This is a genomic window from Pseudomonas lyxosi, assembly GCF_047758685.1.
Lineage (GTDB): Bacteria > Pseudomonadota > Gammaproteobacteria > Pseudomonadales > Pseudomonadaceae > Aquipseudomonas > Aquipseudomonas lyxosi.
In genome coordinates, this window is the sequence record NZ_CP180481.1 from 3,335,673 (window position 1) to 3,359,040 (window position 23,368).

Genomic DNA, 23,368 nt, shown 5'->3' on the forward strand with positions numbered 1-23,368 from the left:
GCACAGCAAGGGGGAGCAAGCTCCCCCTTCGGTTTTTACCGGACACTAGTGACGCAGAGCGTGGGAACGATCTTCCTAGGCGGCAGGTTTACCGTTCAATCCCTTGATCACCAAATCCACATTCCCTTCCAGTTCGGCCACCGGATCCGCCGCATCCACACTCAACACCACCAACCGACTCCCAGACTCGGCAATCACCGCTTTCACCGCATCCGACGGCTGTCGATGGTGCAACACCACCGCCACGTCATTTTCCTTCAGCGTCGCACCCAATTGCTTGAGCGCTTCAGGTGTCCACTCGGCATCCGGCCGCGCATCGAGGCCGATCAGTTCCAGATTTAGACCGCCGATCAGATAGCCAAAGTGATCGCTCAGGCTCATCACGCTGAGGTTGTCGGCACTGGCCAACCGCGCTTCGCTGTCAGCGCTGAGCTTGAGCAAGCGCTGTTTGAGCGTCGCCAGGTTAGCCTCGATCTTCGGCTTGGCCTCGGGCGCCAGGCGCACCAGGTCCGCCGCCATGACGTCCGCCATCCGCCCCATATTGTTGCTGGAAAACCACGGATGACTGTTCAACCCATCAACCTTGTTGCCAGGTTGCACGGCGATGCCGGGCAGGGCGCCGTCCACCGGGCGGGCGGCGTCGACTTCGACGATGCGGATGTTGCTACGTCGGGAGATCGGGTAAAGCGGATCATCCGCCCACAGCGAACGCAGACCAATCACTGCATCGGCGTCGGTCGCCAGTTTGGCCAGCGCCGGCGCGCCACGACCCGTGAAGTACGCGGTCTGCCGACTACCGGGTAGGTTCGCCGGCGCGGCACGTTCAAGGTTGATGTCGGTGCCTTTGAGCAAGACTTCGCCCAGACCATAAGTGATCGGCAAGGACGCCAGCACGCGCAGCGGTTTGGCGCTGTCAGCCGCAAAAGTTGTGTTCACCAGCCCACACAGGGCAACGGCCAGGGTCAATTGACGCAAAGTAAAAGACATTTATCCGAGATTCCCTTTCAGACTGGGGACAACACCACGCGCAATGGCGGCGAGAGCGAAGGCGATACCGGCCACCAGAATGATCGCGGCGCCGGACGGGATAGGCAGGTCGAAGACAATCGGTGCAAGGATCCCGCACAGCGTGCTGACCGTGGCGATCAGCACCGAGCACCAGAAGAAACCCTTCAGCGACTGACTCAGCAATCGCGCCGCAGCCGCCGGAATCACCAACAGTGCACCGACCAGAATCGCGCCGATGACTTTCACCGCCGCCACAGTGATCAGGGTCACCAGAATCACAAACAGATAATCCAGCGTCTTCACCGCCACACCACGGACCGCCGCCAGTTGTGGATTGAAACTGGCCAGCATGATGCGGTTGTACAGCGGCAAGGCCAGCGCCATGACCAGCGAACCGACGATGGCCAACACCAGCAGGTCATTGCCGTTGACGGTCAGTACGGAACCGAACAACACGTTTTCGAGGATGTGCACGTTGATCTTGCCCGCCAGAATCAGCAGCAAACTGGCACCCAGCGCCAACGACACCGACAGAAACACACCGATCAAGATATCCGGCGCCAGCCCCGTGCGGTTGCGCAGGTAGTTCAGCAAGATGCCGAACAACAAGCAGTAGCCGAACAGGCTGCCGTAAGGCCCGGTGTACGGTTCGCCCAGCAGAATGCCGATGGCTACGCCGGTCAGCGCCGCGTGCCCTACCGCTTCAGAGAAAAACGCGAAACGCTTGACCACCACCAACGTACCCAAACCGCCCAGCACCGGGCCGATCAGCAAGCCGGCGAGCAATGCGTTGACCACAAATCCATAGGCCAGCGCCTCGGGCAAGTAACCCGACGAGGCCCAACCCTGGACCATCAAACGAAAGGCTTCATAACTCATCAGGCAGCGCTCCGTGGATGGGTCGAGAACAGGGGCAGCAAGCGTTCCGGGGTCAGCGCCTGTTTCGGCGTGGCATCGAACAACACTCTGCGATTAAGCCCGGTGACCCGATCCGCCAGACGACCCACGGCTTCCAGATCATGCTCGATCCACAGCACGGTGATGCCGCTCTGGCGCCAGTCGCCGAGCAGCCGTTCGAACACCTGAATTCCCGCCTCATCCAAAGCCGACATCGGTTCATCCAACACCAACAATTGCGGCGCCGGAATCAACCCTTGAGCCAGCAACACACGCTGACGCTCACCGCCGGACAACGCACCCATGCGCCGCTTGCGTTTGTCCTGCATGCCGACCCGTTCCAGTGCTTCGCCAATCGCGGCGGCGTAGTGCTTGCTCAAGCCGAGGAACGCGGGACGCCGTTGGCACATCGCGGCCATGAAATCGTCGACGGTCATCGGTAAACCGCGATCGAACTCGAGAGCTTGAGGCACGTAACCGATGGTCCCCGGTGTGCCGGGCCATTGCAGGCTCAAGCGACCCTGATGCGGCATCTGCCCGAGCAGGGTCTTGATCAGCGAACTTTTACCACCGCCGTTGGGGCCGACCAGCGCATGCACGCTGCCGGGCTGGACCTGAAAAGTGACGCTGTCGAGGATCGTCGTGCGCCCGAGGGTCAAACTGACCTCCGCAAAATCCAGCGTCGGCCCCGAAACCTGTGGGAGCGACGGTGCGACGATTCGACTTGCTCGCGATTGCGGAGTGTCATCGAACATTGATGGCGACTGATCCACCGCTATCGCGAGCAAGTCGAATCGTCGCACCGTCGCTCCCACAGGGGATTCGGGGTTGGTCGAACGAATGGTTTCTTTAGCGGTCATTGGCCCGACTCCTGAATCGCCCGGACGACGGTGTTGAGGTTGCCGGTCATTTCTTTTTCATACTTGTCGGCGGTGTACTCGCCATAGGAAATGTGCGACAGCGGGTACAGCTTCACCCCGGATTCACGCTGGATGGTCTCGACGTAGGTGGACGGGAAATCCATCTCCGAGAAGATCACTTTCACGTCCAGTTCGCGCAGTTGATCGATGGTCTTTTTCAGCTGGCTCGGGCTCGGTTCGATACCGTGCGCCGGCTCGACCACAGCGGTCACTTCCAGGCCGAATTCGCGCAGCAAATAGTCGTAAGCCGCGTGAACCGTGGCCACTCGCAGTTCCGCGTTCGGCGCCTGGGTCAGTTTCGCCAGGGCGTTGGCGCGCATCTGCCGCAATCGTTTGCCGTAGGCGCGGGCGTTTTGGGTGTAGGTCTTGGCGTTGGCCGGGTCGAGCTTGCCCAGTTCCCGGGCGATGTTGTTGACCTGGGCAATCGAGGCGCTGATCGACAGGAACGTGTGCGGGTTTACGACCTTGCCGGCGCCGCGAGCGGCGACGCCGGTGGCGGCCAGCAACGGTACGTTTTCGTTGGCTTCGATCACCGGGACGTTCGGCGTTTCGCTGGCGGCGATCATGCGGTCGGCAAAGTCGTCATGGCCGACACCGTTGAGCACGACCACGTCCAGCCCGCTGATGCGCTTGATGTCTTCGGCGCGCGGCTCGTAGGCATGCGGGTTGAAACCGGCCGGAATCAGCGGCACCACCTCGGCCTTGTCACCGACGATGTTGGCCACGTAGCTGTAATAAGGGTGCAGGGTGATGCCGATGCGCAGGCGCTTGGCCTCGTCGGCACTGGCCAGCGGGGTCAGCAGGCAAGCCAGTAAACCGACCAAGATCAGGCGCAAGAAAGAACGTTGAGATGAAATAGGCATGGGAAAGCGGTCTTCTCTCGGGTGAAGGCGAGGGTTCAGTGCCGGTGCTGGCGGGTCACGCCGGCATCGAATTGCGCGACGATCTGCTGCCAGCCAGCGCTTTCGAGCGCGGCGTCGGTGAGGTCGGTCGGGGCCGCGAGGGCGTTGCCGCGGTTGAGCCAGACGTCCGGAGCATTGTCGTCAGCGGTCAAACGCATCAGAAACGAACCCGCCACGGTGGGCGTCTGGCTCTGGCCGAAGTAAGCCTTGGCGTCGAGCAATTGCCAGGCATGAGCGCCGCGGCTGACGGAACTGGCGTCCTGGGCGAACGGCGCAAAACCTTCATCGGCAAGGGCTGCGGGGGCGGGTAGGGCCTGTTGCTCCTGACGCAGCAGATGAATTTCGTCGAGCGTCACCCGCAGGTCGGCGTAGATGCCTTGCTCGGACGCGCTCAAGTCACGGCGGGCATCCAGTTGATGGCTGCCCACGCTGCTGACTTCCTGAGGCTCACCGCGCCAGGCGACCACCGAGCCGGCCACCGCCAGGATCATCAGGCACAACAGCAACACATAAAGGGTTTCATGGCCGGCACCGGTCGGGCGGACGATTTGCGTAGTTGGCGTACTCATGGGGCTTCGATGTCCGCTTGGTCAATCTCGACGACGTGACCGGGACCTGCGTCGAACAGCACGTAGAACTCGGTGCCGGGCTTCTTGAAGGTCAGGGTCGAATCGGCGCCGAGTTTGCCCGGTACCAGGATGGTTTCGTCGTAGCCGATCACGTCCAGGGTCACCCCCGGCGCGCCGCTGCCGTCGGAGAAACCGCCGGTGCATTTGATCTGCTCGGCGTCGATGGCTTTGCATTCGCACATCGGGTTGTGGGCCAGGGCGCTGGCGCTGAAACCGGCGCAGAGCACCAGCAGCACGGCGCTTAGAGGACGTATCACGTTGATCATGGTTTGCCTCCTTGTTGGTTCAGCCAGGCGAGGGTGGCCGGGGATGCCTGGCTCAGGGGGACGGAGGCCTGATGCATGGCGCCGTCCCAGCCTTCCATGGTGATCCACAGCTCGGCGTCGGCTTTGGTCTTCTCGGGGATCGGCAACATCGCGCCCATGCGGTACGGCGTGCCGAAGAAAATCACCCCGGCAGCGCGCAGGCTGCGCGGTTTGCCAATGCGCAGGTACGTCGCCTTGACCTGATCGCGGCAGCTGTCGCACAGCGCCGCGTTGAAGCTCTTCATGTAGCCGGCCGGACCATCGAGCGTCGGTGCTTCGTTGCGCAACTCGGCCAGACGCAGGCTCCAGGGGCCCACCTGAACCTCTCCGATCTCCCGCTCGCCCAGGCCGGTGTCACCGCGAAACAGTGCAGCGTCGGCGAAGTACTTGGGCATGAACCCCAGCGGCACCAGCAACAGCAGAACGTTGATGTGGAAGCGCCATTTGTGCCAGAAACGGCTCAGTTTCGAAGCCGGTTTATCAGCGATGAACAGACTCATTGGCTGACCTCCGTGGTTTCACGGCTGTTGGCCGGAGCGGCCTGACTGCGCGGGCGTTTATGGCTGCGCTTGAGGGCGTTGGCCGTGGCCAGAGCGGTGCGTTTGGTCCAGATCAACAGGCCGCTGAGAACCATCATGCTGAGGATCAGGCCGAAGAAGAACCAGATCAGCTTGATCCAGATGCCGCCGAAATCGCCGGTGTGCAGCGGACGCATGGATTCGGTCACCAGCTCCAGGCCGGAACGGTCCGACAACAGGCGGGTGGCGGCGATGTCGCCGGTGTAGGGGTTGATGTCGGCGGTCTGGAACATCAGCGGATACCAACTGCGCCCGCCCACCGAAAGGTAGCTGTAGGCGTTGGCGGGCATGCTGACAAAGCTGTCGTCCAGTCCGGGAATACGTTCCTTGGCTTCGCGGATCGCCGTCTCCAGGCTGATCATCGGCGCCGGCGAACCGTCGGCAGTCAGCGGGACACTTTCACGCGGGACCACGGCAGCGACCGGCGCGGTGGAAATCGAAATCTGGTTATCGAACATGAACGCTTGAATCAGAAACCAGGTGCTGGTGATGGAAATCACCGCGATAAACCAGATCGACCAGATGCCGCTGAGGCGGTGAAAGTCGCCCCAGAAAATCCGTGCACCGTGACGAATGCGCAACGTCGGGCGCAAGAAACCTTTCCAGAAGCGCTTGTAGACCACCAGTCCGGTGACCAACGAAGCCAGCAGCGGCAAGCTCAGGAATGACACCAGGTACCAGCCCCAGCTGTAACCGTTGGTGAACGGCACCAGCCACCAGCCATGCAGTGCGCGGGTAAACGCCTTGAAATTGAACTGCGGCGCCGTGCCCTGAATCACGCCGCTGTAGGGATTGACGTAAACCGTCACCGAGCGACCGTCGGGGTAGCTGACGTCCACGTCGAGGGCGAAATGCGATTCATCAGGCCGACTGATGGCCTCGACCAGAGTGTTGGGCTCAGCCTTCTTGATGGCGGCGATGATCTGGTCATAACTGAGCAGCGGCGCATCGTCAGTAGGTTGACTGGCGCGCATTTGCGGGTTGGCCAGCCAGACGATTTCCTGGCTGACCACCGCCAGGGTGCCGGTCACGCAGACGATCAGTACGAAAAACCAGATCGGCAAAGCCAGCCAGCTATGGACCAGAAACCAGAGTTTTGAACGGGATTTCTTCGACATGATTAAAGGTCTTGTTTCGATGTTAGGGCCTCTGCTGCGGGCTTCCCTGCGATGAGGTCCATGAAAGGCCGGGCCGTGGCTTTTGCCTACGCGGGCCGACTGCATCTAAATAAGACGGATGAGCATCGAAAATCCCGAAGGGGGATATGAAAGAAAATGTTTCGCGGCGACTGGTGCGGTGCAGCAGGCGAGTGATCCACGATCGTTCCCACGCTCTGCGTGGGAATGCCTCAACGGACGCTCCGCGTTCGGCTCTTGAAGGGACGCGGAGCGTCCCGGGCTGCATTCCCACGCAGAGCGTGGGAACGATCATTAGCCTAACCCTGTTTGAACATCTCCTTCGCCCGCTGCTCGATCTGCTCCTGAGTCAGATCTTCCTTGCGCGTGGCCAGAAACCACAGATGCCCATAGGGATCCTTCAGGGTTCCCGAGCGGTCGCCATAAAACTGATCCTTGACCTCGGACACCACTGTGCCGCCAGCCGCAATCGCCTGTTTATAAGACTTGTCCACATCGTTCACATACAGATGCAGCCCTACGGACGGCGACTTGTCCGGATTGCTCAATGGCCCCTGATCGCACGGCGTGCCAAGCATGATCGGGCAATCGCCGATGCGCAGTTCAGCGTGGCCGATGCCGCCATCGGGCATGGACAGGCGCATGACTTCGGTGGCGCCAAAGGCTTTTTTGTAGAACTCGATGGCTTCGGCCGCTTTTTGAATGCCCAGATACGGGGTGATGCTGTGATAACCCTCTGGAATGGGTTTGACGCTCATGGCTGTTCTCCCTGTTTTTTGTTGTCAGTCGAGAAAGATCCTGTGCCGTTATCCGGCCGGATAACTATAGGTCGGCCTCTTTTCTGCAACCGAGTGTCCGACGAGCAGCAGCACCGCTGTTCAGCCATCAACAGCGAAGCAGCAGATTGCTCTTGCTCGTTATCTTGAGATCGCGAAAATACCGCTGAACTCCGCGAAAACATTGGCTCGCACGGTCAGGCACAAAAGCTGCAATGCCCTCTGGTAAACACTGGTCCCGAGAGCCTTGTATGCCTGAATCTGCCGTTTATCCGATCAACCCGCCGGCCGCCCATCGGATTGCCAACGAAGCCGAAGCCTTGCGCGTCGCCGAACGCGTTGCCGCGGTGTTGCTGGAACAAGACGCCGAGCGAGACCGTACCCGCCAAGTGCCCGCCGAGATCGTCGATCTGTATTCCAACAGCGGTTTGTGGGGCATCAGCGTGCCGAAGGAGTTCGGCGGCGCGCAGGTGTCCTATGCGGTGCTGGCGCAGGTCATTGCGATCATCTCGGCGGCCGATCCGTCCCTGGGGCAAATCCCGCAAAACCACTATTGCCTGCTTGAAGACATTCGCCTGCAAGGTACGCCAGAGCAGCAAGCGCACTTCTTCGGGCTGGCGCTGCAAGGTCACCGATTTGCCAATGCCTTGTCGGAAACCGGCGGCAAGAACGTGCAGGACATTCAGGCGACCATTCGCCGTTACGGCGACGGCCATGTGATCAACGGCCGCAAGGGTTATTGCACCGGTTCGCTCTACGCCCACTGGCTGGCGGTGCTGGCGCTGGACGAAGAGCAGAAGGGTCAGTTGGCCTTTGTCGAGCGCGGCACCCAAGGGTTGGTGATCGTCGACGACTGGGACAGCATCGGTCAGCGCACCACCTCCAGCGGCACGGTGCTGGCTGAGGACCTGCACGTCTCGGCGTTCAATCTGTTCCCGACGTATCGCTCTTATGAAACACCCACCCTGGCGGGACCGTTCGCGCAGTTGACCACCGCCGCCATCGACGCCGGCATCGCCCGTGCGGCCCTGCGTGACACCATCATATTCGTTCAACAATTCGCTCGGCCGTGGATCGACGCGGGTGTGGAAAAGGCCAGTGAAGATCCGCTGACCATCATTCAGGTCGGTGGCCTGGAGATTCGTCTGGAAGCGGCCGAAGCCTTGCTGGAGCGCGCCGGTTGGGCGCTGGATGCCGCACGTTCGGCACCTGACGAAGACAACGTCGCGCTAGCCTCCTTGGCAGTCGCCAAAGCCAAAGTGCTGACCACCGAAATCGCCATCGAAGCCAGCAACAAGCTCTTCGAACTCGGCGGCACTCGCTCGACCCTGAAGAAGCACAACTTCGACCGTCATTGGCGCAACGCCCGGGTCCACACCTTGCATGATCCGGTGCGCTGGAAGTACCACGTGGTCGGCAACTGGCTGCTCAATGGCGTCAAACCGCCGCGTCACGACTGGTCCTGACCATGGCCGAGCTGCTGAAAAATATTTATTGGGCCGACATTGCCCAGGCCTGCCTCGACACCCTGAGCATGCTCGGTGCCGCCCTCGGTTTTACCGTGCTGCTGGGGTTGCCGCTGGGCGTGGTGCTGTTCCTCACCGGCAAGCGCCAATTGCATGAAGCGGTCGGGGTTTATCGGGTGCTGTCGGTGATCGTGAACATGCTGCGTTCGCTGCCGTTCATCATTTTGCTGATCGTGCTGATTCCCCTGACCACGCTGTTGGTCGGCACTTCGCTCGGCGTGCCGGGGACGATTCCGCCGCTGGTGGTCGGTTGCACGCCGTTCTTCGCGCGACTGGTTGAAACCGCCTTGCGCGAAGTCGATCGCGGGGTCGTGGAAGCGACTCAGGCCATGGGCGCCAACACGTGGCAGATCATCCGCCACACCTTGTTGCCCGAAGCGCGGGGAGGATTGCTGGCGGCGGTCACGGTGACCGCGATTGTGCTGGTGGATTACACGGCAATGGCCGGGGTGATTGGTGGCGGTGGCCTTGGTGACCTGGCGATCCGCTACGGCTATCAGCGTTTTCAGACCGATGTGATGGTGGTCACCGTGGTGCTGCTGCTGATCCTGGTTCAGGCCCTGCAAATGACCGGCGACCGACTGGTGGCTCGCTACAGCCGACGATAAAAACTCGATTCAACCCTTAAAAATCGGCCCAACGTCCGCCCCACGACGGCCACTCAATCTGCCTAGGAGCACAGCATGAAAAAGACCCTGGCCATTCTGGCTGCCGTCCTGTCGTTCAACGCTCACGCCAACGAAAAACTCATCGTCGGCGCCACCCCGGTGCCGCACGCGGAAATCCTCGAATTCGTCAAACCGACCCTGGCCAAGGAAGGCGTGGACCTGGACATCAAGGTCTTCACCGACTTCATCCAGCCCAACCAGCAATTGGCGTTGAAGAACCTCGACGCCAACTATTACCAGTACCGGCCATTTCTCGATGACTTCAACAAAACCCGCCATACCGATCTGGTGCCGGTGGTCGGCGTGCACATTGAACCGTTTGGCGCTTACTCGACCAGGATCAAAAGCATCGCCGAACTGAAGGATGGCGCCACGGTGTCGATTCCCAATGACCCGGTGAACACTGGCCGTGCGCTGGTTCTGCTACACGAAGCCGGCCTGATCAAACTCAAGGATCCGAGCAACACCCTGGCGACTCAACGGGACATCATCGAAAACCCCAAGCACCTGAAAATTCGTGAACTGGAGGGAGCACTGCTGGCCCGTTCGGTGAGCCAGGTGGACCTGGCGTTTGTCTTCGCCAACTACGCATTGGAAGCGGGGATTGATACCAACAGCGCGTTGATTGTCGAGAAGGGGAAAAGCTTATACATCGAGTTTCTGGTTGCGCGGCCGGACAACATCAATGATCCAGGCTTGCAGAAACTGGCCAAGGCGTTGAATTCCGATGAGGTTCGCCAGTTCATTTTGACCCGCTACAAAGGACAAATTGCGCCGGGGTTCTGACCACACTGATCGTTCCCACGCTCTGCGTGGGAATGCCTCAACGGACGCTCCGCGTCCGCTTCGGCAGGGACGCGGAGCGTCCCGGGCTGCATTCCCACGCAGAGCGTGGGAACGATCATTACAACAGCTGCGCGCCGGGCCCTCGCTCCCCGAGCACATCGCCAAAGTTGCGCAACGGGCATGCCTCCATCGACAGACACCCACAGCCAATGCAGCCATTGAGCTTGTCCCGCAGCAAGGTCAGCTGACTGATCCGCTCATCCAGATCCCGACTCCACTGCGCCGACAACACCTTCCAGTCCGCCGCCGTCGGCGCCCGATTGTCCGGCAGCGATTTCAATGCCTCGCCAATCTCCGCCAACGGAATACCCAATCGCTGAGCCACTTTGATCAACGCCACCCGCCGCAACACTTCCCGGGGATAACGCCGCTGGTTGCCTTGGTTGCGATTACTTTTGATCAAACCCTTGGATTCGTAAAAGTGCAGCGCCGTGACCGCGACGCCGCTGCGCGCAGCCAATTGGCCGACGGTGAGTTCTTTATGCAGAATTTCCGAGGTGATCATTTAAAAAATGCCCCTTGACCTAAAGTTAACTCGAGGTTTTACCCTGCAAGCCTTCGGATCGCAAGATCCGGCTTACAGGTGAGTGGGGACTATTCATGCAACTGTCAGAGAAAAATCGCAGCTTCACCCAATTGATCGAATTCGAGATCGAACCGCATCAACAGCCCGCACTGGTGTCGGCACTGTCGAAGCAGACCGAGCGTCTCGCCCAGGGTTACAGCGGTTTTTTGAGTGCCAGCATCCAGGCCAGCGCCGATGGCCGGCGGGTGCTCAACTACCTGCAATGGCAAACACGCGAGGCGGGAGAGGCCGCGTTTCAAAGCTTTGAAAGCGGCGAGCAGGATTTCTGGCAACTGATCCGCGCCCATCAGGCGAAAACCGTGACCTTCGGCTCGTTCCAGGTGTTGCACAGCCTGGAACGCAGCCACGACGACGCGCTGCACTGCAATCTGGTGGGTTAGATTGACAGCTGCATGACACGCTCGCCCTGAAGGTTTTCCGTGGGCCGGCGTTTGTTCACGGCCAGTTCGCCGATCTTGATCAGTCGCGTGCGCGTTACGTTGCGGCTCAACCCCAGCAACGCAGCGGTGTGCACCTGGTTGTAATGACTGAAACGATAAGCGGCTCGCAGCAACGCGTCTTCGACTTTCTCGTGCAGCGCACCGGCCTGTTCTTCGAAGAGCTTTTGAAAGGCGCGATCGAGCAGCGCTTCCGGTGAATCGTCGACGGTGTTGTGGTAATCGTCCTGACGCTCGATGCGCATGTTCGACAGGCGCAGGTCGTCGCGTTCGATCACGCCGTTGCGGCAGATCAGCAGGGTGTGGTGAATGACGTTTTCCAGTTCGCGGATGTTGCCCGGCCAGCTGTAGCTGCGCAGTTTCAGTTCGGCGTCTTTGCTGATGGTGATGGTGCCGTAGCCGAGGCGCTGGCTGTAGGCTTCGACGAAGTGTCGGGTCAGCGGCAGGATGTCGCCGGGGCGGTCGCGCAGCGGGCTCAATTCCAGGCTGACCACGTCGAGGCGGTAGTACAAATCCTCACGGAAATGCCCGGCGTTGATGGCTTTCTCCAATTGCACGTTGGTCGCCGCCAGCACGCGCACATTGATAGGAATGCTCTTGCGCGAACCCAGTCGCACCACCTCGCGCTCCTGCAATACCCGCAATAACTTGACCTGAATTGCCATCGGCAAATCGCCGATTTCGTCGAGGAACAACGTGCCGCCGTCGGCTTCCTCGAACCATCCGGCCTTGGCGCTCAACGCACCGGTGAAGGCACCTTTTTCATGGCCGAACAACTCGGCCTCCACCAGGGATTCGGAGAACGCGCCGCAGTTCACCGCCACGAATGGCCGGTTACGGCGGGCGCTGAGGTTGTGGATATGTCGCGCCACCAGCTCCTTGCCGGTGCCGGTTTCGCCGATGATCAGCACGCTGGCTTCACTGGGTGCGACTTGTTGAATGTGGGCGAGCAAGGCCTGGGATTTAGGGTCTTCGAACACCTGCGCCGTGGCGCGGATAGAGGTGGCCAGAGCGGGCGAGGGCGGTAAGGTCAGCAGTTGCATGGGCAGGCTCCATGAATAGAAGGCTATGAATAGAAAGTCGGAATCGGCAGGGACTGGTTGAGCGCCCAGTCACCCAGTTCATGGAGTTTGTAATCCACCGGGTCGTGCAGGGTTTGCGTGCGCAGGTTGCGCCAGTGGCGGTCCAGTCGCAGTGAGGCATGAGTTGAACGGGCGCCGGTCACTTCGAACAACCGACTACAGAGTTCCAGGCCGTTGCGGGTGGCAGCGACCTTGGCCGTGGCGATGGCGGTAGCGAGGTGTCCACGTTCTTCGGCGCTGAGGTTCGGGCCTTTGGCCCAGGCCTTGTCGAGCAACCCGGCAGCGCGCTCCACCAGCAGTCGAACACTTTCGAGAGCGACCCAGAATTCGCCGTAGTGGCCGAGTACATAAGGATCCTGACGCACATCCTGAGCGCTGGATTTGTGCCACGGACGGGTCTCTGTGAGGGTGTATTGCCGCGCTTCTTCGAAGGCACCTTCGGCGATGCCAAGGAACATGTGGGTGAAGGTCAGCTGGGCAATCAACGGCCGGAGGCAGGCGAATGGCGTACTCAGCGGACCCGGATCGAGCAGCAATTCCGACTCTTCGACCCGCACCCGTTCGAACGTCGCACTGCCGCTGTCGGTTTGGCGCTGGCCCATGTTGTTCCAGTCGTTGTGCAAGGTGATGCCGCTGCGGCCGCTGGGAATCGCGGCGATCAACAGCTTGCCGCCATTGCTTTCGTCGACGGCCGAGGCGATCAGCATTTCCGAATCGCTGGCACCCGAGCAGAAACTTTTCTTGCCGGAAAACTCACGCCAGCCACCGAGGTTTTTCACCACGGTGCGGGTGTCCAGCGGGTTGAGGGCATTGCCCCAGAACCAGTTCTTGCGCGCGGTCTGTTCGAACCATGGCTGCCACTGCTCGGGCCGGGCGAACAGGCGCACAGTGGCAAGCATCAGGTGATGGAAACCGAAGACATGGGCAATCGAGCTGTCGACCTTGGCGAACTCGCGCACGATGGTCAGGGTGTCACTCCAGCTGGCGCCGAGGCCGCCGTACTGGGTGGGAATGCTTAAGGCGAGCAAACCACTGTGGCGCAAGGCATCACGTTCGGCTTTGGGCGTACCGCCACGTTCATCGCGCTCGACAGCGGTCAGGGCAAACTCGGCGGCCAATCGGCGGGCGGTTTGCAAGGGGGATATCAGGGCGCTTTGCGGTTTGGCAGTCACACGGGGTTCCTTCTTTCTGGCGACATACGCGTTGATCGTTCCCACGCTGTCTGATCGTTCCCACGCTCTGCGTGGGAATGCAGCCCGTGACGCTCCGCGTCACTGGACGCGGAGCGTCCCTAGAGGCATTCCCACGCAGAGCGTGGGAACGATCAGCAGGGGAGGTTTTCAGGCCGTGGCTTTAGCCGGCAGCACATCATTGGCAATCATTTCGCCAAACGGCCCGGTGAGATTGGTAACCCCACGTCCGGCCAGGCTTGCGTACGGCTCAGGCAACAGCGGGAACACCAGCTCGGCAAAACGATAAGCCTCTTCGAGGTGCGGATAGCCGGAGAAGATGAAACTCTCGATTCCCAGGTCCGCGTACTCCTTGATTCGCGCCGCCACTTGCTGCGGATCGCCCACCAGCGCCGTCCCGGCACCGCCGCGCACCAGACCGACACCGGCCCACAGGTTGGGGGATATTTCCAGGTTGTCACGACGCCCGTCATGCAACGCCGCCATGCGCCGCTGACCTTCGGAGTCGAAACGCGAGAACGACTTCTGCGCGGCCGCGATGGTCTCGTCGCTGATGTGCTCGATGAGTTTGTCCGCGGCTTTCCAGGCCTCTTCAGCGGTCTCGCGGACGATCACATGCAAGCGAATCCCGAACTTCACCGTGCGACCGTTTCGCGCTGCACGCTCACGCACATCGGCCAGTTTTTCCGCTACGGCGGCGGGGGGTTCGCCCCAGGTCAGGTAGACATCAACTTGCTCGGCCGCCAGTTCATGCGCGGCTTCGGAGGAGCCACCGAAGTACAGCGGTGGATAGGGTTTTTGCACCGGCGGATACAGCGCCTTGGCATTCTGCACTTGCAGGTGTTTGCCTTCGAAATCCACTGATTCGCCTTGCAGCACCCGGCGCCAGATTTTCAGGAATTCGTCGGTCACTTCGTAGCGTTCGCTGTGATCGAGGAAGATGCCATCGCCACGGTTTTCATCCGGGTCACCGCCCGTGACCACGTTGATCAGCAAGCGGCCATTGGACAGTCGATCCAGTGTCGCGGCCATGCGCGCCGAGACCGTCGGCGAGATGATCCCCGGCCGAATCGCTACCAGATAACGCAGGCGTTCGGTCAATGGCACCAGCGCCGAAGCAATCACCCACGAATCCTCGCAGGAGCGCCCAGTGGGAATCAGTACGCCGTGGTAGCCGAGGCTGTCGGCTGCCTGGGCCACTTGTTTCAGGTAGTTGAGTGTCACCGGGCGAGCGCCCTGAGTGGTGCCCAGGTAATGGCCGTCGCCGTGAGTCGGCAGAAACCAGAAAACATCCATGAAGAAATCCTTAGGCGATTTTCAGCAGATTTTTGGGGTGCACGCCAAACAACGGCGCGGCGCGTTCTGCAGCAAGACGAATGCGGGCCTTCAAGGGCTCACTGGTTATTTGATAATTGGAGAAATCGGCCTCGGTTGCGTAGACGCCAATCGGCAAGGTCAATGCCTGGAAGAAGCTGAACAGCGGCCGCAACTGATGATCGAGCACCAGTGCATGACGTTCGCTGCCACCGGTGGCGGCCAGCAATACTGGCGTGTCGATCAATGCATTGAGGTCGATCAGGTCGAACAGATGCTTGAGCAATCCAGGGTAGGAACCGCGATAAACCGGCGCGGCGACGATCAGCAGGTCGGCGTTCTCGATCGCTTGCAGCTCGGCTTCGATCTCGGCGCTCAATTCCTGACGGGACAGTGCGGCGCCCAACGGTCGGGCGATGTCGCCCAGTTCGATCAGCTTGCTTTCAATCGGCAATTGCTCGGCCAGTTGCGCCAACAGCGCCTGGGTCAGCACCAACGTGCGGGACGGACGCCAGGTACCGCCGGAGAGGGCAACGACTTTCAATGGACGCGACATGATCAGTTCCTTTTTAAACAGTTGCTCAGGGAGCAGTGAGTAGTCACTGACAGAGAGCAAGAGCTGTACCAATCCCTCGGATCCCCTATTTACGGGGCTTTCAGCGCATTGGCCGCTAGACGCTGTACGAATGGCAGAGCTGTTTGTTGAATGACTGTTGCCTGGTAAACAGTTGCTTGGGCAACAGTGCGTGAAGCGATGACAGTTGTTATAAAGCCTCGTTGTTATTCCGCAAAAGACCTTAAATTAATATTTATAGATCTTTTAGAGATATAAGGCGCTCTATCTGAGTGACGTCAGGAAAAGTCGATAGCCACTATCGAGAGCGTTGATTTCTGCTGATCGGATGCCCGGCGTAGCCTGTGTTCATTGCCCGAACCCAGATACACCAGGACGCTCACCATGAAACCTCTAATCGCTACTTTCTTGCTGCTTGCAGTCTCCGTACTCGGCGGATGTGCCAGCCATGTTTCCCCGGAACTACGGCCCTACACCGCTGAAGAAACCAGGGAACTGGCACTTGAGGCGTTGAATCGTCGCGGATTGTCCTTCGACGAATACCACGCGAAAAAAGCCGAATTGCTCGGCCAACCGAAAAAATCGTTCAGTTTCGACAAACAAGGCGAGATGAACGCCGAACGTGCTGTACAGCTTCACGGTCGTCCTAGCTGATCAAAAACTGTACCGCTTGAAGTTTCACGTAACTGTCCATGGGTTTCCCTTAAGGGGTGCGATAGGGTCAACACCTGACTGACCCCAATGGACTGCCACCCATGACGCTCTCGCTCGATTTGCTGCTGGGCTTTGCCCTGTTTGCGCTTGTCACCTCAATAACTCCCGGCCCCAACAACACGATGTTGCTGGCATCCGGTGTGAACTTCGGCTTTAACCGCACCATTCCCCACATGCTTGGCATCACCTGCGGCTTCTTCGTGCTCGTCGTGGCAGTGGGTTTCGGCTTGGGCGCAGTGTTTCAAACCTATCCTTTGCTCTACAGCGTGCTGCGTTACGTCGGCGCGGCGTATTTGCTGTATCTGGCGTGGAAGATTGCCCATTCGGGACCGGTTTCCGAGAGTGATAAGGGCGAGAGTAAGCCGATCAGCTATTTGGGCGCCGCAGCGTTTCAGTGGGTTAATCCCAAGGCGTGGATCATGGCCATCGGTGCCATCAGCACCTACACGCCAATGCAGGGTTATTTCACCAACGTGATCGTGATTGCGGCCGTGTTCGCCTTGATCAACCTGCCGAGCGTCAGTGTCTGGGCGGGCTGCGGCACGTTGTTGCGCAACGTGCTGAAGGATCGCCGCTGGTTGCGGCTGTTCAACTGGGGCATGGCCTTGCTGCTGGTGGCTTCGCTGTATCCGTTGTTGCTCGAAAGCTTTAGCTGACGCATTGCTTCAACCGGTTGCCCGATGCCTGTTAAGCTCGACTTCAGGAGCGTTCCTACGCACTTTTAAATGAAGTTGTTCTTCTTTAACGGCCTCCGATCAGGTATTTCTAACGCTCTGCACATCGGCGCAGCTCACGAGGCTGCGCTTCGACGTTTCAGTGACGAGCTTCCTGATCCCGGAACATGCTCTGCGAGTCTTTTATGAATAAACGTCCGTTGTATTTCGACTACGCCGCCACCACGCCGGTGGATGAGCGAGTCATCAAGGTCATGGTCGAGTGTCTGGGTTTTACCGGCAACTTCGGCAACCCGGCGTCCAGCTCCCATGCGTTCGGTCAACAGGCCCGGCAAACGGTCGAGCAGGCGCGGCGTCAGGTCGCCGAACTGGTCGGCGCCCAGGCAGAGCAGATCGTCTGGACCTCCGGCGCCACCGAATCGAACAACCTTGCCCTCAAGGGCGTGGCCCAGGCTCGTGGCGTTTCTGGCGGCCACATCATCACCAGCCAGATCGAACACAAAGCGATTCTCGACACGGCGAAGCAGTTGCAGGACGCCGGTGTTGCGGTGACTTATCTGGTACCTGACGCCGAGGGTTTGATTACCCCGCAAGCGGTCAGCGAAGCGATGCGCGAAGACACCTTTCTGGTGTCGTTGATGCTGGTCAACAACGAGCTGGGCACGGTCAACGACATCTCGGCTATCGGTGAGGTCGTGCGTGCTCGCGATGCGTTGTTCCATGTCGACGCGGCTCAAGGTGCAGGCAAAGTGGTGATCGATCTGGCCCGGTTGCCAGTGGATCTGATGTCATTTTCCGCCCACAAGATTTACGGCCCCAAAGGCATCGGCGCGCTGTACGTCGGGCCGCGCGCGCAACAGCGTTTGCAGGCGCAGATTCACGGTGGTGGTCACGAAGGCGGTTTGCGTTCCGGCACCCTGGCGACTCACCAGATCGCTGCCATGGGTGTGGCGTTCGAATTGGCGGCCTCTTCGTTCGATGAAGAGAAAGCCACGATCGTCCGGTTGCGCGAGCGCTTGCTTGAACAGCTGCTGAGTATTCCAGGGGTTCGCCTCAATGGCAGTCCGACCCAGCGCATCCCTCATACCTTGAGCCTGACCTTCAACGAAGGCGAGTTCAATTCCGCGGCGTTGAGCACCTCGATCGCGTTTTCCGCGACCTCGGCCTGCAACTCCGCCAGCAACGCGCCCTCCCATGTGCTGCTGGCCTTGGGGCATGACGCCCGCTCGGCGAGTCGCACCATTCGCTTGAGTCTCGGCCGGTTCACCACCGAGCAAGACATCGACCAAGCGGTACACCTGATTAAAGCGGCCTGCGCCAGTGCTCCGGCATTTTGGCAATAAGGTCTGTAAGTGCCGGCGTTGATCGGCACTCAACAATAATGATGAAGTGATTAGCAGGAGACATGATGAGTACGCAGCCTTCGATCAATGGATCGGTGCCCCAACGCCTGGCGCAAACCCGCGAACTGATGAGCCGGGAGGGCATTCATGCTCTGCTGGTGCCGTCGGCCGACCCGCATCTTTCGGAATACCTGCCGGGTTACTGGCAAGGGCGACAATGGTTGTCGGGATTCCATGGCTCGGTCGGCACGCTGATCGTTACGCCGGACTTTGCCGGCGTCTGGGCCGACAGCCGTTATTGGGAACAAGCGACCAAGGAACTCAAGGGCAGCGGCATTGAACTGGTCAAGCTGCAACCGGGTCAGCCCGGCCCGCTGGACTGGCTGGCCGAGCAAACCCCTGAAGGCGGCGTCGTCGCGGTAGATGGTGCGGTAATGGCCGTGGCTTCGGCGCGTACGTTGGGTGGCAAACTCGAAGAACGCGGCGCACGTCTGCGCACTGACATCGATGTGTTGAACGAAGTCTGGAGCGACCGTCCGACGCTGCCAAATGAACCTATCTATCAACACCTGCCGCCTCAGGCGACGGTCAGCCGCGGCGAGAAACTGGCCAAGCTACGTGAGGTTTTGAAAGATCGCGGTGCCGACTGGCACTTCATCGCCACCCTTGATGACATCGCCTGGCTGTTCAACTTGCGCGGCGGTGACGTGTCGTTCAACCCGGTGTTTGTTTCCTTTGCGTTGATCAGCCAGCAGCAAGCAACTTTGTTCGTTGCGTTGAGCAAGGTCGATGCCGAATTGCGCGCGATCCTCGAAAAGGACGGCGTGACACTGCGCGATTACAGCGAAGTGGCCGCCGCCTTGCGCGCCGTACCGAGCGGCGCGAGCCTGCAAGTTGACCCGGCGCGCGTCACCGCTGGCTTGCTGGATAACCTGGATAGCGGTGTGAAGCTGGTCGAAGGCCTGAACCCGACCACGTTGGCCAAGTCGCAGAAAAGCCTGGCCGATGCCGAGCACATTCGTCAGGCCATGGAGCAGGATGGCGCAGCGTTGTGCGAATTTTTCACCTGGCTGGACACCGCGTTGGGGCGTGAGCGCATCACCGAACTGACTATCGATGAACACCTGACGGCTGCGCGTACCCGACGTCCGGGTTATGTGTCGCTGAGCTTCAACACCATTGCCGCGTTCAACGCCAATGGCGCGATGCCGCACTACCACGCCACCGAAGAAGAACACGCGGTGATCGAAGGCGATGGCCTGTTGTTGATCGACTCCGGCGGCCAGTACCTGGGCGGCACCACTGACATCACGCGGATGGTGCCGGTCGGTACACCGACCGATGAACAGAAGCGCGATTGCACGCGGGTGCTCAAAGGTGTGATTGCGTTGTCCCGTGCGCAATTCCCTCGTGGCATTCTCTCGCCGTTGCTCGATTCGATTGCCCGTGCGCCGATCTGGGCTGAAAGCGTTGATTACGGTCACGGCACCGGTCACGGCGTCGGCTACTTCCTCAACGTGCACGAGGGCCCACAGGTCATCGCCTATCAGGCCGCCGCGGCACCGCAAACCGCGATGCAACCGGGCATGATTACTTCCATTGAACCGGGCACTTACCGTCCGGGCCGCTGGGGTGTGCGGATCGAGAACCTGGTGTTGAATCGCGAGGCGGGCAAAAGCGAGTTTGGTGAGTTCCTGAAATTCGAAACCCTGACCTTGTGTCCGATCGACACTCGCTGCCTGGAGCCGTCGCTGCTGACCGATGACGAAAAGCAGTGGTTCAACGCCTACCACGCCGAGGTGCGCCAGCGCTTGAGCCCATTGCTCGACGGCGCAGCCCTTGAGTGGTTGAACACCCGGACTGCGGCTATTTGATCGGTTGGAGTTCAGGCGCTTCTTCGAGCGCCTGGCTCATGTAGTCGACAAAGGCTTTGACCCTGGCGGATTGACGACGATTCGCCGGGGACACGGCATGAATCGGCAGCGACTGCGCGCTGTATTCCAGCAAAATCGCGGTCACGCGTCCCGCCTTCAAGTCCTCGCTGAACAGCCAAACCGGCGACAGCGCAATCCCCAGTCCCCCCAGTACCATCTCGCGGATTGCCTCAGAGTTGTTGCTTTGGGCGTTGCCCTTGATTCGCACTTCGTGACGTTGGGCATCTTTCTCGTAAACCCATAGGTTCTGACTGTTCAGCAGGTTGAACAGCAGGCAGTTGTGCTCGCTCAGTTCTTGCGGTGTTTGTGGGTGGCCGTGTTGCGCAAGGTAGTCGGGCGTTGCGACGGTCACTCGGTGGGTGGTGCCGATGCGGCGGGCAATCAATCCGCTGTCGTTCAAGTCGCCGATCCTGAACGTGACGTCCAGTCCTTCACTGACCAGGTCTTGATTTTGATCGCTCAGTTGCAGATCAATTTGCACCTGGGGATGTTTTTTGAGGAATGCCGGCAGTCGCGGGGCAATCTGCAAGCGCCCGAAACTCACGGAAGATCCGACTTTCAGGTTTCCAGCAACAGCTTCGCGGCCGGAGTGAAAACTGTGTTCTGCGGCGTCTACGGCCGCCAGAATTTGTCGACATTCGCTGTAGTACCGCTGACCTTCGTCGGTCAGGGACAGTTGTCGGGTGCTGCGGGAAATCAGCTTTCCACCCAGCTCGGTTTCCAGTGCTCGCAGCACTTTGCTGATGGTCGGCTGACTGGTCTGCAATTCCCGGGCGACGGCAGAAAAGCTGCCACGTTCGACAACGCGGACGAAGATCGCCATTGCATTGAGTTTGTCCACGGGGTTTCTCATTGATGCCAAATGGGCATGGTCACTATAGCTATATAGCGTCTTATCGGCATGAGTGAGGGGGAGGAAGATTTATCCCATAGCCACCTCTGACGGGAAATTGCGAAATGACTGACTCACTTGAAATGCGCGCTCTGATTGTTGATTCGGCCAATGGGCCTTTACGCTTGGCTTCCATTCAACGCCCCGTGCCTGGAGCCGGTCAGGTATTGGTCAGGATCAAGGCCAGTGGGGTGAACCCTTTGGATGGAAAGATTCGATCGGGTCAGGCTGCTCATGCGCGCCAGCCGTTGCCGGCGGTGTTGGGGATGGATCTGGCGGGAACGGTGGAGGCATTGGGGGAGGGTGTCAGCGGATGGCTATTGGGTGATGAGGTCTATGCGATGGCCACCGGCATTGGCGGCGCGCAGGGTTCACTGGCTGAATACGCCGCCGTCGATGCACGGCTGCTGGCGCGCAAGCCAGTCAATCTGAGCATGCGGGAGGCGGCAGGGTTGCCGTTGGTACTGATCACAGCGTGGGAAGGATTGGTGGATCGTGCGCGGCTGCGGGCGGGGCAGAAAGTGCTGATTCATGGTGGTGCGGGTGGTGTCGGGCATGTGGCTGTGCAAATTGCTCGGGCTTTCGGTGCTGACGTGTTTGCCACCGGGGCGGCTGGGCAGCAGGCGATCATTGAAGGGTTCGGTGCGACGTTTATTGATTACCGCAAATCTTCGGTTGAGGAGTATGTGGCTGAGCACACGGCGGGGGAGGGCTTCGACATTGTCTACGACACAGTGGGTGGTGAGACGCTGGACGCTTCATTCAAGGCTGCTCGCGTCTACGAGGGGTATGTCGTGAGTTGTCTTGGATGGGGGCAGCACAGTCTTGCGCCGCTCTCGTTTCGTGGGGCGACTTATTCTGGAGTGTTTACGTTGTTGCCGTTGCTGACTGGCAAGGGGCGCGAGCATCACGGGGAGATACTTCGGGAGGCTGCGCTGTTGATCGAGACGGGTCAGTTGAAACCGCTGCTCGACCCTCGGCAGTTTACGCTGCAAACCGCCGAGGCCGCCCATGAGCTGCTCGTTTCGGGAGCTGCGCAGGGGCGGTTGGTTGTCGAGATTTAACTCAGGGCTTCAAGGACGAAGTCCAGGCGGTCCTGGCCGAAGAACAGCTGATTATCGACAAACATGCTTGGGGCACCGAATACGCCCCGTTGCACTGCTTTCTCTGTGTTGTCCTTGAGCGCGGCTTTGACTTCCTCGTCGGCGGTCAGGGCCAGCACCTCATTGGGATCGAAACCGTTCTGTGTCAGTACTGACGCGACGGTTGCGAGGTCATCGAGGCTGCGGCCTTCAACCCAGAGGGCGTGAAACAGGCAATCGATGAATGCCTGAAAGCGTCCGGGATGGCGTAACTGCATGCCGGTGACGGCGCGCATCAGCATCAGGGTGTTGATAGGGAATTGGGGATTGAACTTCAGTGGCACGCCATAGCGCTTGGCGTAGCGGTCCAGGTCTTGAAACATGTAGCGGCCCTTGACGGGGACGTTCGCGGGGGAGGCGTTACCTGTGGCTTTGAAGACGCCGCCCAGCAAGATGGGTATGTAGATCAACTGGCTGTCGGTCTGTTCGCAAATCTTCGGCAGTTGGGTATAGGCCAGGTAGGTGGCGGGGCTGCCAAGGTCGAAATAGAACTCCACGGTTTTGCTCATGGTCAATGCGCTCTGCTTATTGTTTTTAGGGGGGTTACCAGCGTTCGCTCCAGGGGCGCAGGTCCAGCTCGAAGGTCCATGCGTCACGGGGCTGGCTGTGTAGGTACCAATAGTTCTCGGCAATATGTTCTGGATTGAGAATGCCGTCCTGGTCCTTGGTCGCGTACTTTTCGGGGAAACTCTCGCGGATAAAATCGGTATCGATGGCACCGTCGACTACAACATGGGCAACGTGAATGTTCATCGGCCCCAGTTCACGCGCCATGCTTTGCGCCAGGGCACGAATCCCGTGCTTGGCGCCGGCGAACGCTGCAAAACCTGAGGCCCCGCGCAGGCCGGCGGTAGCACCGGTAAACAGGATTGTCCCGCGTTGACGCTTGGCCATGCGCTTGGCCACTTCACGAGCGTTGAGAAAACCCGAGAAGCAGGCCATTTCCCAGATCTTGAAATATTTGCGCGCGGTTTCTTCGAGAATGCTGCAAGGCACATTGGCGCCGATGTTGAAAACGAACGCTTCGATTGGGCCGATCTGGCTTTCGATCTGCTCAACCAACGCAATCACGTCCTCTTCCTTGCGCGCATCGCAGGCAAACCCGTGGGCTTCACCGCCGTCGGCCTTGATGGCGTCCACCAGCGGCTGGAGTTTGTCCGCGCTGCGGCGGGTGACACACGCCACAAATCCTTCCTGCGCAAAGCGTTTTGCAATTGCGCCGCCGGTGGCATCCCCTGCACCTACAACCAGTACGACCTTCTTGTTATTCATGGGTAGATCCCTTTGCTAAACGA

At 59.9% G+C, this 23,368-nt stretch carries 26 protein-coding genes; 9 read left to right on the top strand and 17 right to left on the bottom strand.

Features of this window, described 5'->3' with window-relative positions:
* Positions 1-75: 75 nt before the first annotated feature.
* The 9 genes from ACMXYI_RS15340 to ACMXYI_RS15380 all read right to left on the bottom strand — a co-directional run bounded on the left by ACMXYI_RS15340 (position 76) and on the right by ACMXYI_RS15380 (position 7,133).
* On the bottom strand, positions 76-987 hold the full coding sequence (locus tag ACMXYI_RS15340) for a metal ABC transporter substrate-binding protein (protein ID WP_415773816.1): 912 nt from the start codon (positions 985-987) through the stop codon (positions 76-78).
* Positions 988-1,887 (bottom strand): metal ABC transporter permease, encoded by a 900-nt coding sequence (locus ACMXYI_RS15345; protein WP_415773817.1) that lies wholly within the window; start codon positions 1,885-1,887, stop codon positions 988-990.
* Positions 1,887-2,765: a metal ABC transporter ATP-binding protein gene (locus tag ACMXYI_RS15350; RefSeq protein ID WP_415773818.1), complete on the bottom strand. Its 879-nt coding sequence runs from the start codon at positions 2,763-2,765 to the stop codon at positions 1,887-1,889. The genes ACMXYI_RS15345 and ACMXYI_RS15350 overlap by 1 nt, the downstream gene beginning before the upstream one ends.
* Positions 2,762-3,688, bottom strand: a complete 927-nt coding sequence (locus ACMXYI_RS15355; RefSeq protein WP_415773819.1) for a metal ABC transporter substrate-binding protein — start codon at positions 3,686-3,688, stop codon at positions 2,762-2,764. Before ACMXYI_RS15355 ends, ACMXYI_RS15350 begins: the two co-directional genes overlap by 4 nt.
* Positions 3,689-3,723: 35 nt before the next feature.
* Positions 3,724-4,296: a DUF6162 family protein gene (locus ACMXYI_RS15360; protein ID WP_415773821.1), complete on the bottom strand. Its 573-nt coding sequence runs from the start codon at positions 4,294-4,296 to the stop codon at positions 3,724-3,726.
* The gene (locus ACMXYI_RS15365) at positions 4,293-4,622 is read right to left on the bottom strand and encodes a hypothetical protein (protein ID WP_415773822.1); all 330 of its coding nucleotides are present in this window, start codon (positions 4,620-4,622) and stop codon (positions 4,293-4,295) included. The genes ACMXYI_RS15360 and ACMXYI_RS15365 overlap by 4 nt, the downstream gene beginning before the upstream one ends.
* Positions 4,619-5,161 (bottom strand): thiamine pyrophosphate-binding protein, encoded by a 543-nt coding sequence (locus tag ACMXYI_RS15370; protein ID WP_415773823.1) that lies wholly within the window; start codon positions 5,159-5,161, stop codon positions 4,619-4,621. Before ACMXYI_RS15370 ends, ACMXYI_RS15365 begins: the two co-directional genes overlap by 4 nt.
* Positions 5,158-6,357 (bottom strand): PepSY-associated TM helix domain-containing protein, encoded by a 1,200-nt coding sequence (locus ACMXYI_RS15375; protein ID WP_415773824.1) that lies wholly within the window; start codon positions 6,355-6,357, stop codon positions 5,158-5,160. The genes ACMXYI_RS15370 and ACMXYI_RS15375 overlap by 4 nt, the downstream gene beginning before the upstream one ends.
* Positions 6,358-6,674: 317 nt before the next feature.
* Positions 6,675-7,133, bottom strand: a complete 459-nt coding sequence (locus tag ACMXYI_RS15380) for a VOC family protein (RefSeq protein ID WP_046054450.1) — start codon at positions 7,131-7,133, stop codon at positions 6,675-6,677.
* A 269-nt stretch (positions 7,134-7,402) separates the two neighbouring features.
* Between ACMXYI_RS15380 and ACMXYI_RS15385 the strand changes: the two genes are divergently transcribed.
* The 3 genes from ACMXYI_RS15385 to ACMXYI_RS15395 all read left to right on the top strand — a co-directional run bounded on the left by ACMXYI_RS15385 (position 7,403) and on the right by ACMXYI_RS15395 (position 10,131).
* A complete protein-coding gene (locus tag ACMXYI_RS15385) occupies positions 7,403-8,617 on the top strand; it encodes an SfnB family sulfur acquisition oxidoreductase (protein ID WP_415773825.1) in 1,215 nt (404 codons plus the stop codon).
* 2 nt (positions 8,618-8,619) lie between these two features.
* Positions 8,620-9,285, top strand: a complete 666-nt coding sequence (locus tag ACMXYI_RS15390) for a methionine ABC transporter permease (protein ID WP_415773826.1) — start codon at positions 8,620-8,622, stop codon at positions 9,283-9,285.
* Between the two features lie 75 nt (positions 9,286-9,360).
* Positions 9,361-10,131 (top strand): MetQ/NlpA family ABC transporter substrate-binding protein, encoded by a 771-nt coding sequence (locus tag ACMXYI_RS15395; protein ID WP_415773827.1) that lies wholly within the window; start codon positions 9,361-9,363, stop codon positions 10,129-10,131.
* A gap of 118 nt (positions 10,132-10,249) precedes the next feature.
* Here the strand turns inward: ACMXYI_RS15395 and soxR are convergent, their stop codons facing one another.
* On the bottom strand, positions 10,250-10,696 hold the full coding sequence (soxR, locus tag ACMXYI_RS15400) for a redox-sensitive transcriptional activator SoxR (protein ID WP_415773828.1): 447 nt from the start codon (positions 10,694-10,696) through the stop codon (positions 10,250-10,252).
* A 95-nt stretch (positions 10,697-10,791) separates the two neighbouring features.
* Here soxR and ACMXYI_RS15405 point away from each other — a divergent pair, with 95 nt between their 5' ends.
* Entirely contained in the window at positions 10,792-11,157 is a 366-nt protein-coding gene (locus ACMXYI_RS15405) for an antibiotic biosynthesis monooxygenase (RefSeq protein ID WP_415773829.1), read from the top strand.
* Here the strand turns inward: ACMXYI_RS15405 and ACMXYI_RS15410 are convergent.
* The 4 genes from ACMXYI_RS15410 to msuE all read right to left on the bottom strand — a co-directional run bounded on the left by ACMXYI_RS15410 (position 11,154) and on the right by msuE (position 15,356).
* Entirely contained in the window at positions 11,154-12,257 is a 1,104-nt protein-coding gene (locus ACMXYI_RS15410) for a sigma-54 interaction domain-containing protein (RefSeq protein WP_415773830.1), read from the bottom strand. The genes ACMXYI_RS15405 and ACMXYI_RS15410 overlap by 4 nt on opposite strands.
* Before the next feature lie 23 nt (positions 12,258-12,280).
* Complete coding sequence (locus ACMXYI_RS15415; protein ID WP_415773831.1) at positions 12,281-13,468, bottom strand: acyl-CoA dehydrogenase family protein; 1,188 nt, start codon at positions 13,466-13,468, stop codon at positions 12,281-12,283.
* 168 nt (positions 13,469-13,636) lie between these two features.
* Complete coding sequence (ssuD, locus tag ACMXYI_RS15420; RefSeq protein WP_218537743.1) at positions 13,637-14,782, bottom strand: FMNH2-dependent alkanesulfonate monooxygenase; 1,146 nt, start codon at positions 14,780-14,782, stop codon at positions 13,637-13,639.
* Between the two features lie 10 nt (positions 14,783-14,792).
* Positions 14,793-15,356, bottom strand: coding sequence for an FMN reductase (msuE, locus tag ACMXYI_RS15425; protein ID WP_046049228.1), 564 nt, complete (start codon positions 15,354-15,356; stop codon positions 14,793-14,795).
* Between the two features lie 402 nt (positions 15,357-15,758).
* Between msuE and ACMXYI_RS15430 the strand changes: the two genes are divergently transcribed.
* The 4 genes from ACMXYI_RS15430 to ACMXYI_RS15445 all read left to right on the top strand — a co-directional run bounded on the left by ACMXYI_RS15430 (position 15,759) and on the right by ACMXYI_RS15445 (position 19,979).
* The gene (locus ACMXYI_RS15430; RefSeq protein WP_415773832.1) at positions 15,759-16,028 is read left to right on the top strand and encodes a hypothetical protein; all 270 of its coding nucleotides are present in this window, start codon (positions 15,759-15,761) and stop codon (positions 16,026-16,028) included.
* A 101-nt stretch (positions 16,029-16,129) separates the two neighbouring features.
* A complete protein-coding gene (locus ACMXYI_RS15435; RefSeq protein ID WP_415773833.1) occupies positions 16,130-16,744 on the top strand; it encodes a LysE family translocator in 615 nt (204 codons plus the stop codon).
* A gap of 203 nt (positions 16,745-16,947) precedes the next feature.
* Positions 16,948-18,105 carry a cysteine desulfurase family protein gene (locus ACMXYI_RS15440; RefSeq protein WP_415773834.1) on the top strand — a complete coding sequence of 386 codons (1,158 nt, stop codon included), beginning with the start codon at positions 16,948-16,950 and terminating at the stop codon, positions 18,103-18,105.
* 65 nt (positions 18,106-18,170) lie between these two features.
* On the top strand, positions 18,171-19,979 hold the full coding sequence (locus ACMXYI_RS15445; protein ID WP_415773835.1) for an aminopeptidase P family protein: 1,809 nt from the start codon (positions 18,171-18,173) through the stop codon (positions 19,977-19,979).
* Here ACMXYI_RS15445 and ACMXYI_RS15450 read toward each other — a convergent pair.
* On the bottom strand, positions 19,972-20,892 hold the full coding sequence (locus ACMXYI_RS15450; protein WP_415773836.1) for a LysR family transcriptional regulator: 921 nt from the start codon (positions 20,890-20,892) through the stop codon (positions 19,972-19,974). The two genes, ACMXYI_RS15445 and ACMXYI_RS15450, sit on opposite strands and share 8 nt — an antisense overlap.
* Before the next feature lie 104 nt (positions 20,893-20,996).
* Between ACMXYI_RS15450 and ACMXYI_RS15455 the strand changes: the two genes are divergently transcribed.
* On the top strand, positions 20,997-21,995 hold the full coding sequence (locus ACMXYI_RS15455; RefSeq protein ID WP_415773837.1) for a zinc-dependent alcohol dehydrogenase family protein: 999 nt from the start codon (positions 20,997-20,999) through the stop codon (positions 21,993-21,995).
* Here ACMXYI_RS15455 and ACMXYI_RS15460 read toward each other — a convergent pair.
* Both ACMXYI_RS15460 and ACMXYI_RS15465 read right to left on the bottom strand, forming a co-directional pair.
* Positions 21,992-22,582, bottom strand: coding sequence for a 2-hydroxychromene-2-carboxylate isomerase (locus ACMXYI_RS15460; protein WP_415773838.1), 591 nt, complete (start codon positions 22,580-22,582; stop codon positions 21,992-21,994). The genes ACMXYI_RS15455 and ACMXYI_RS15460 overlap by 4 nt on opposite strands.
* Positions 22,583-22,616: 34 nt before the next feature.
* The gene (locus ACMXYI_RS15465) at positions 22,617-23,345 is read right to left on the bottom strand and encodes an SDR family oxidoreductase (RefSeq protein WP_102616716.1); all 729 of its coding nucleotides are present in this window, start codon (positions 23,343-23,345) and stop codon (positions 22,617-22,619) included.
* Positions 23,346-23,368 lie beyond the last annotated feature (23 nt).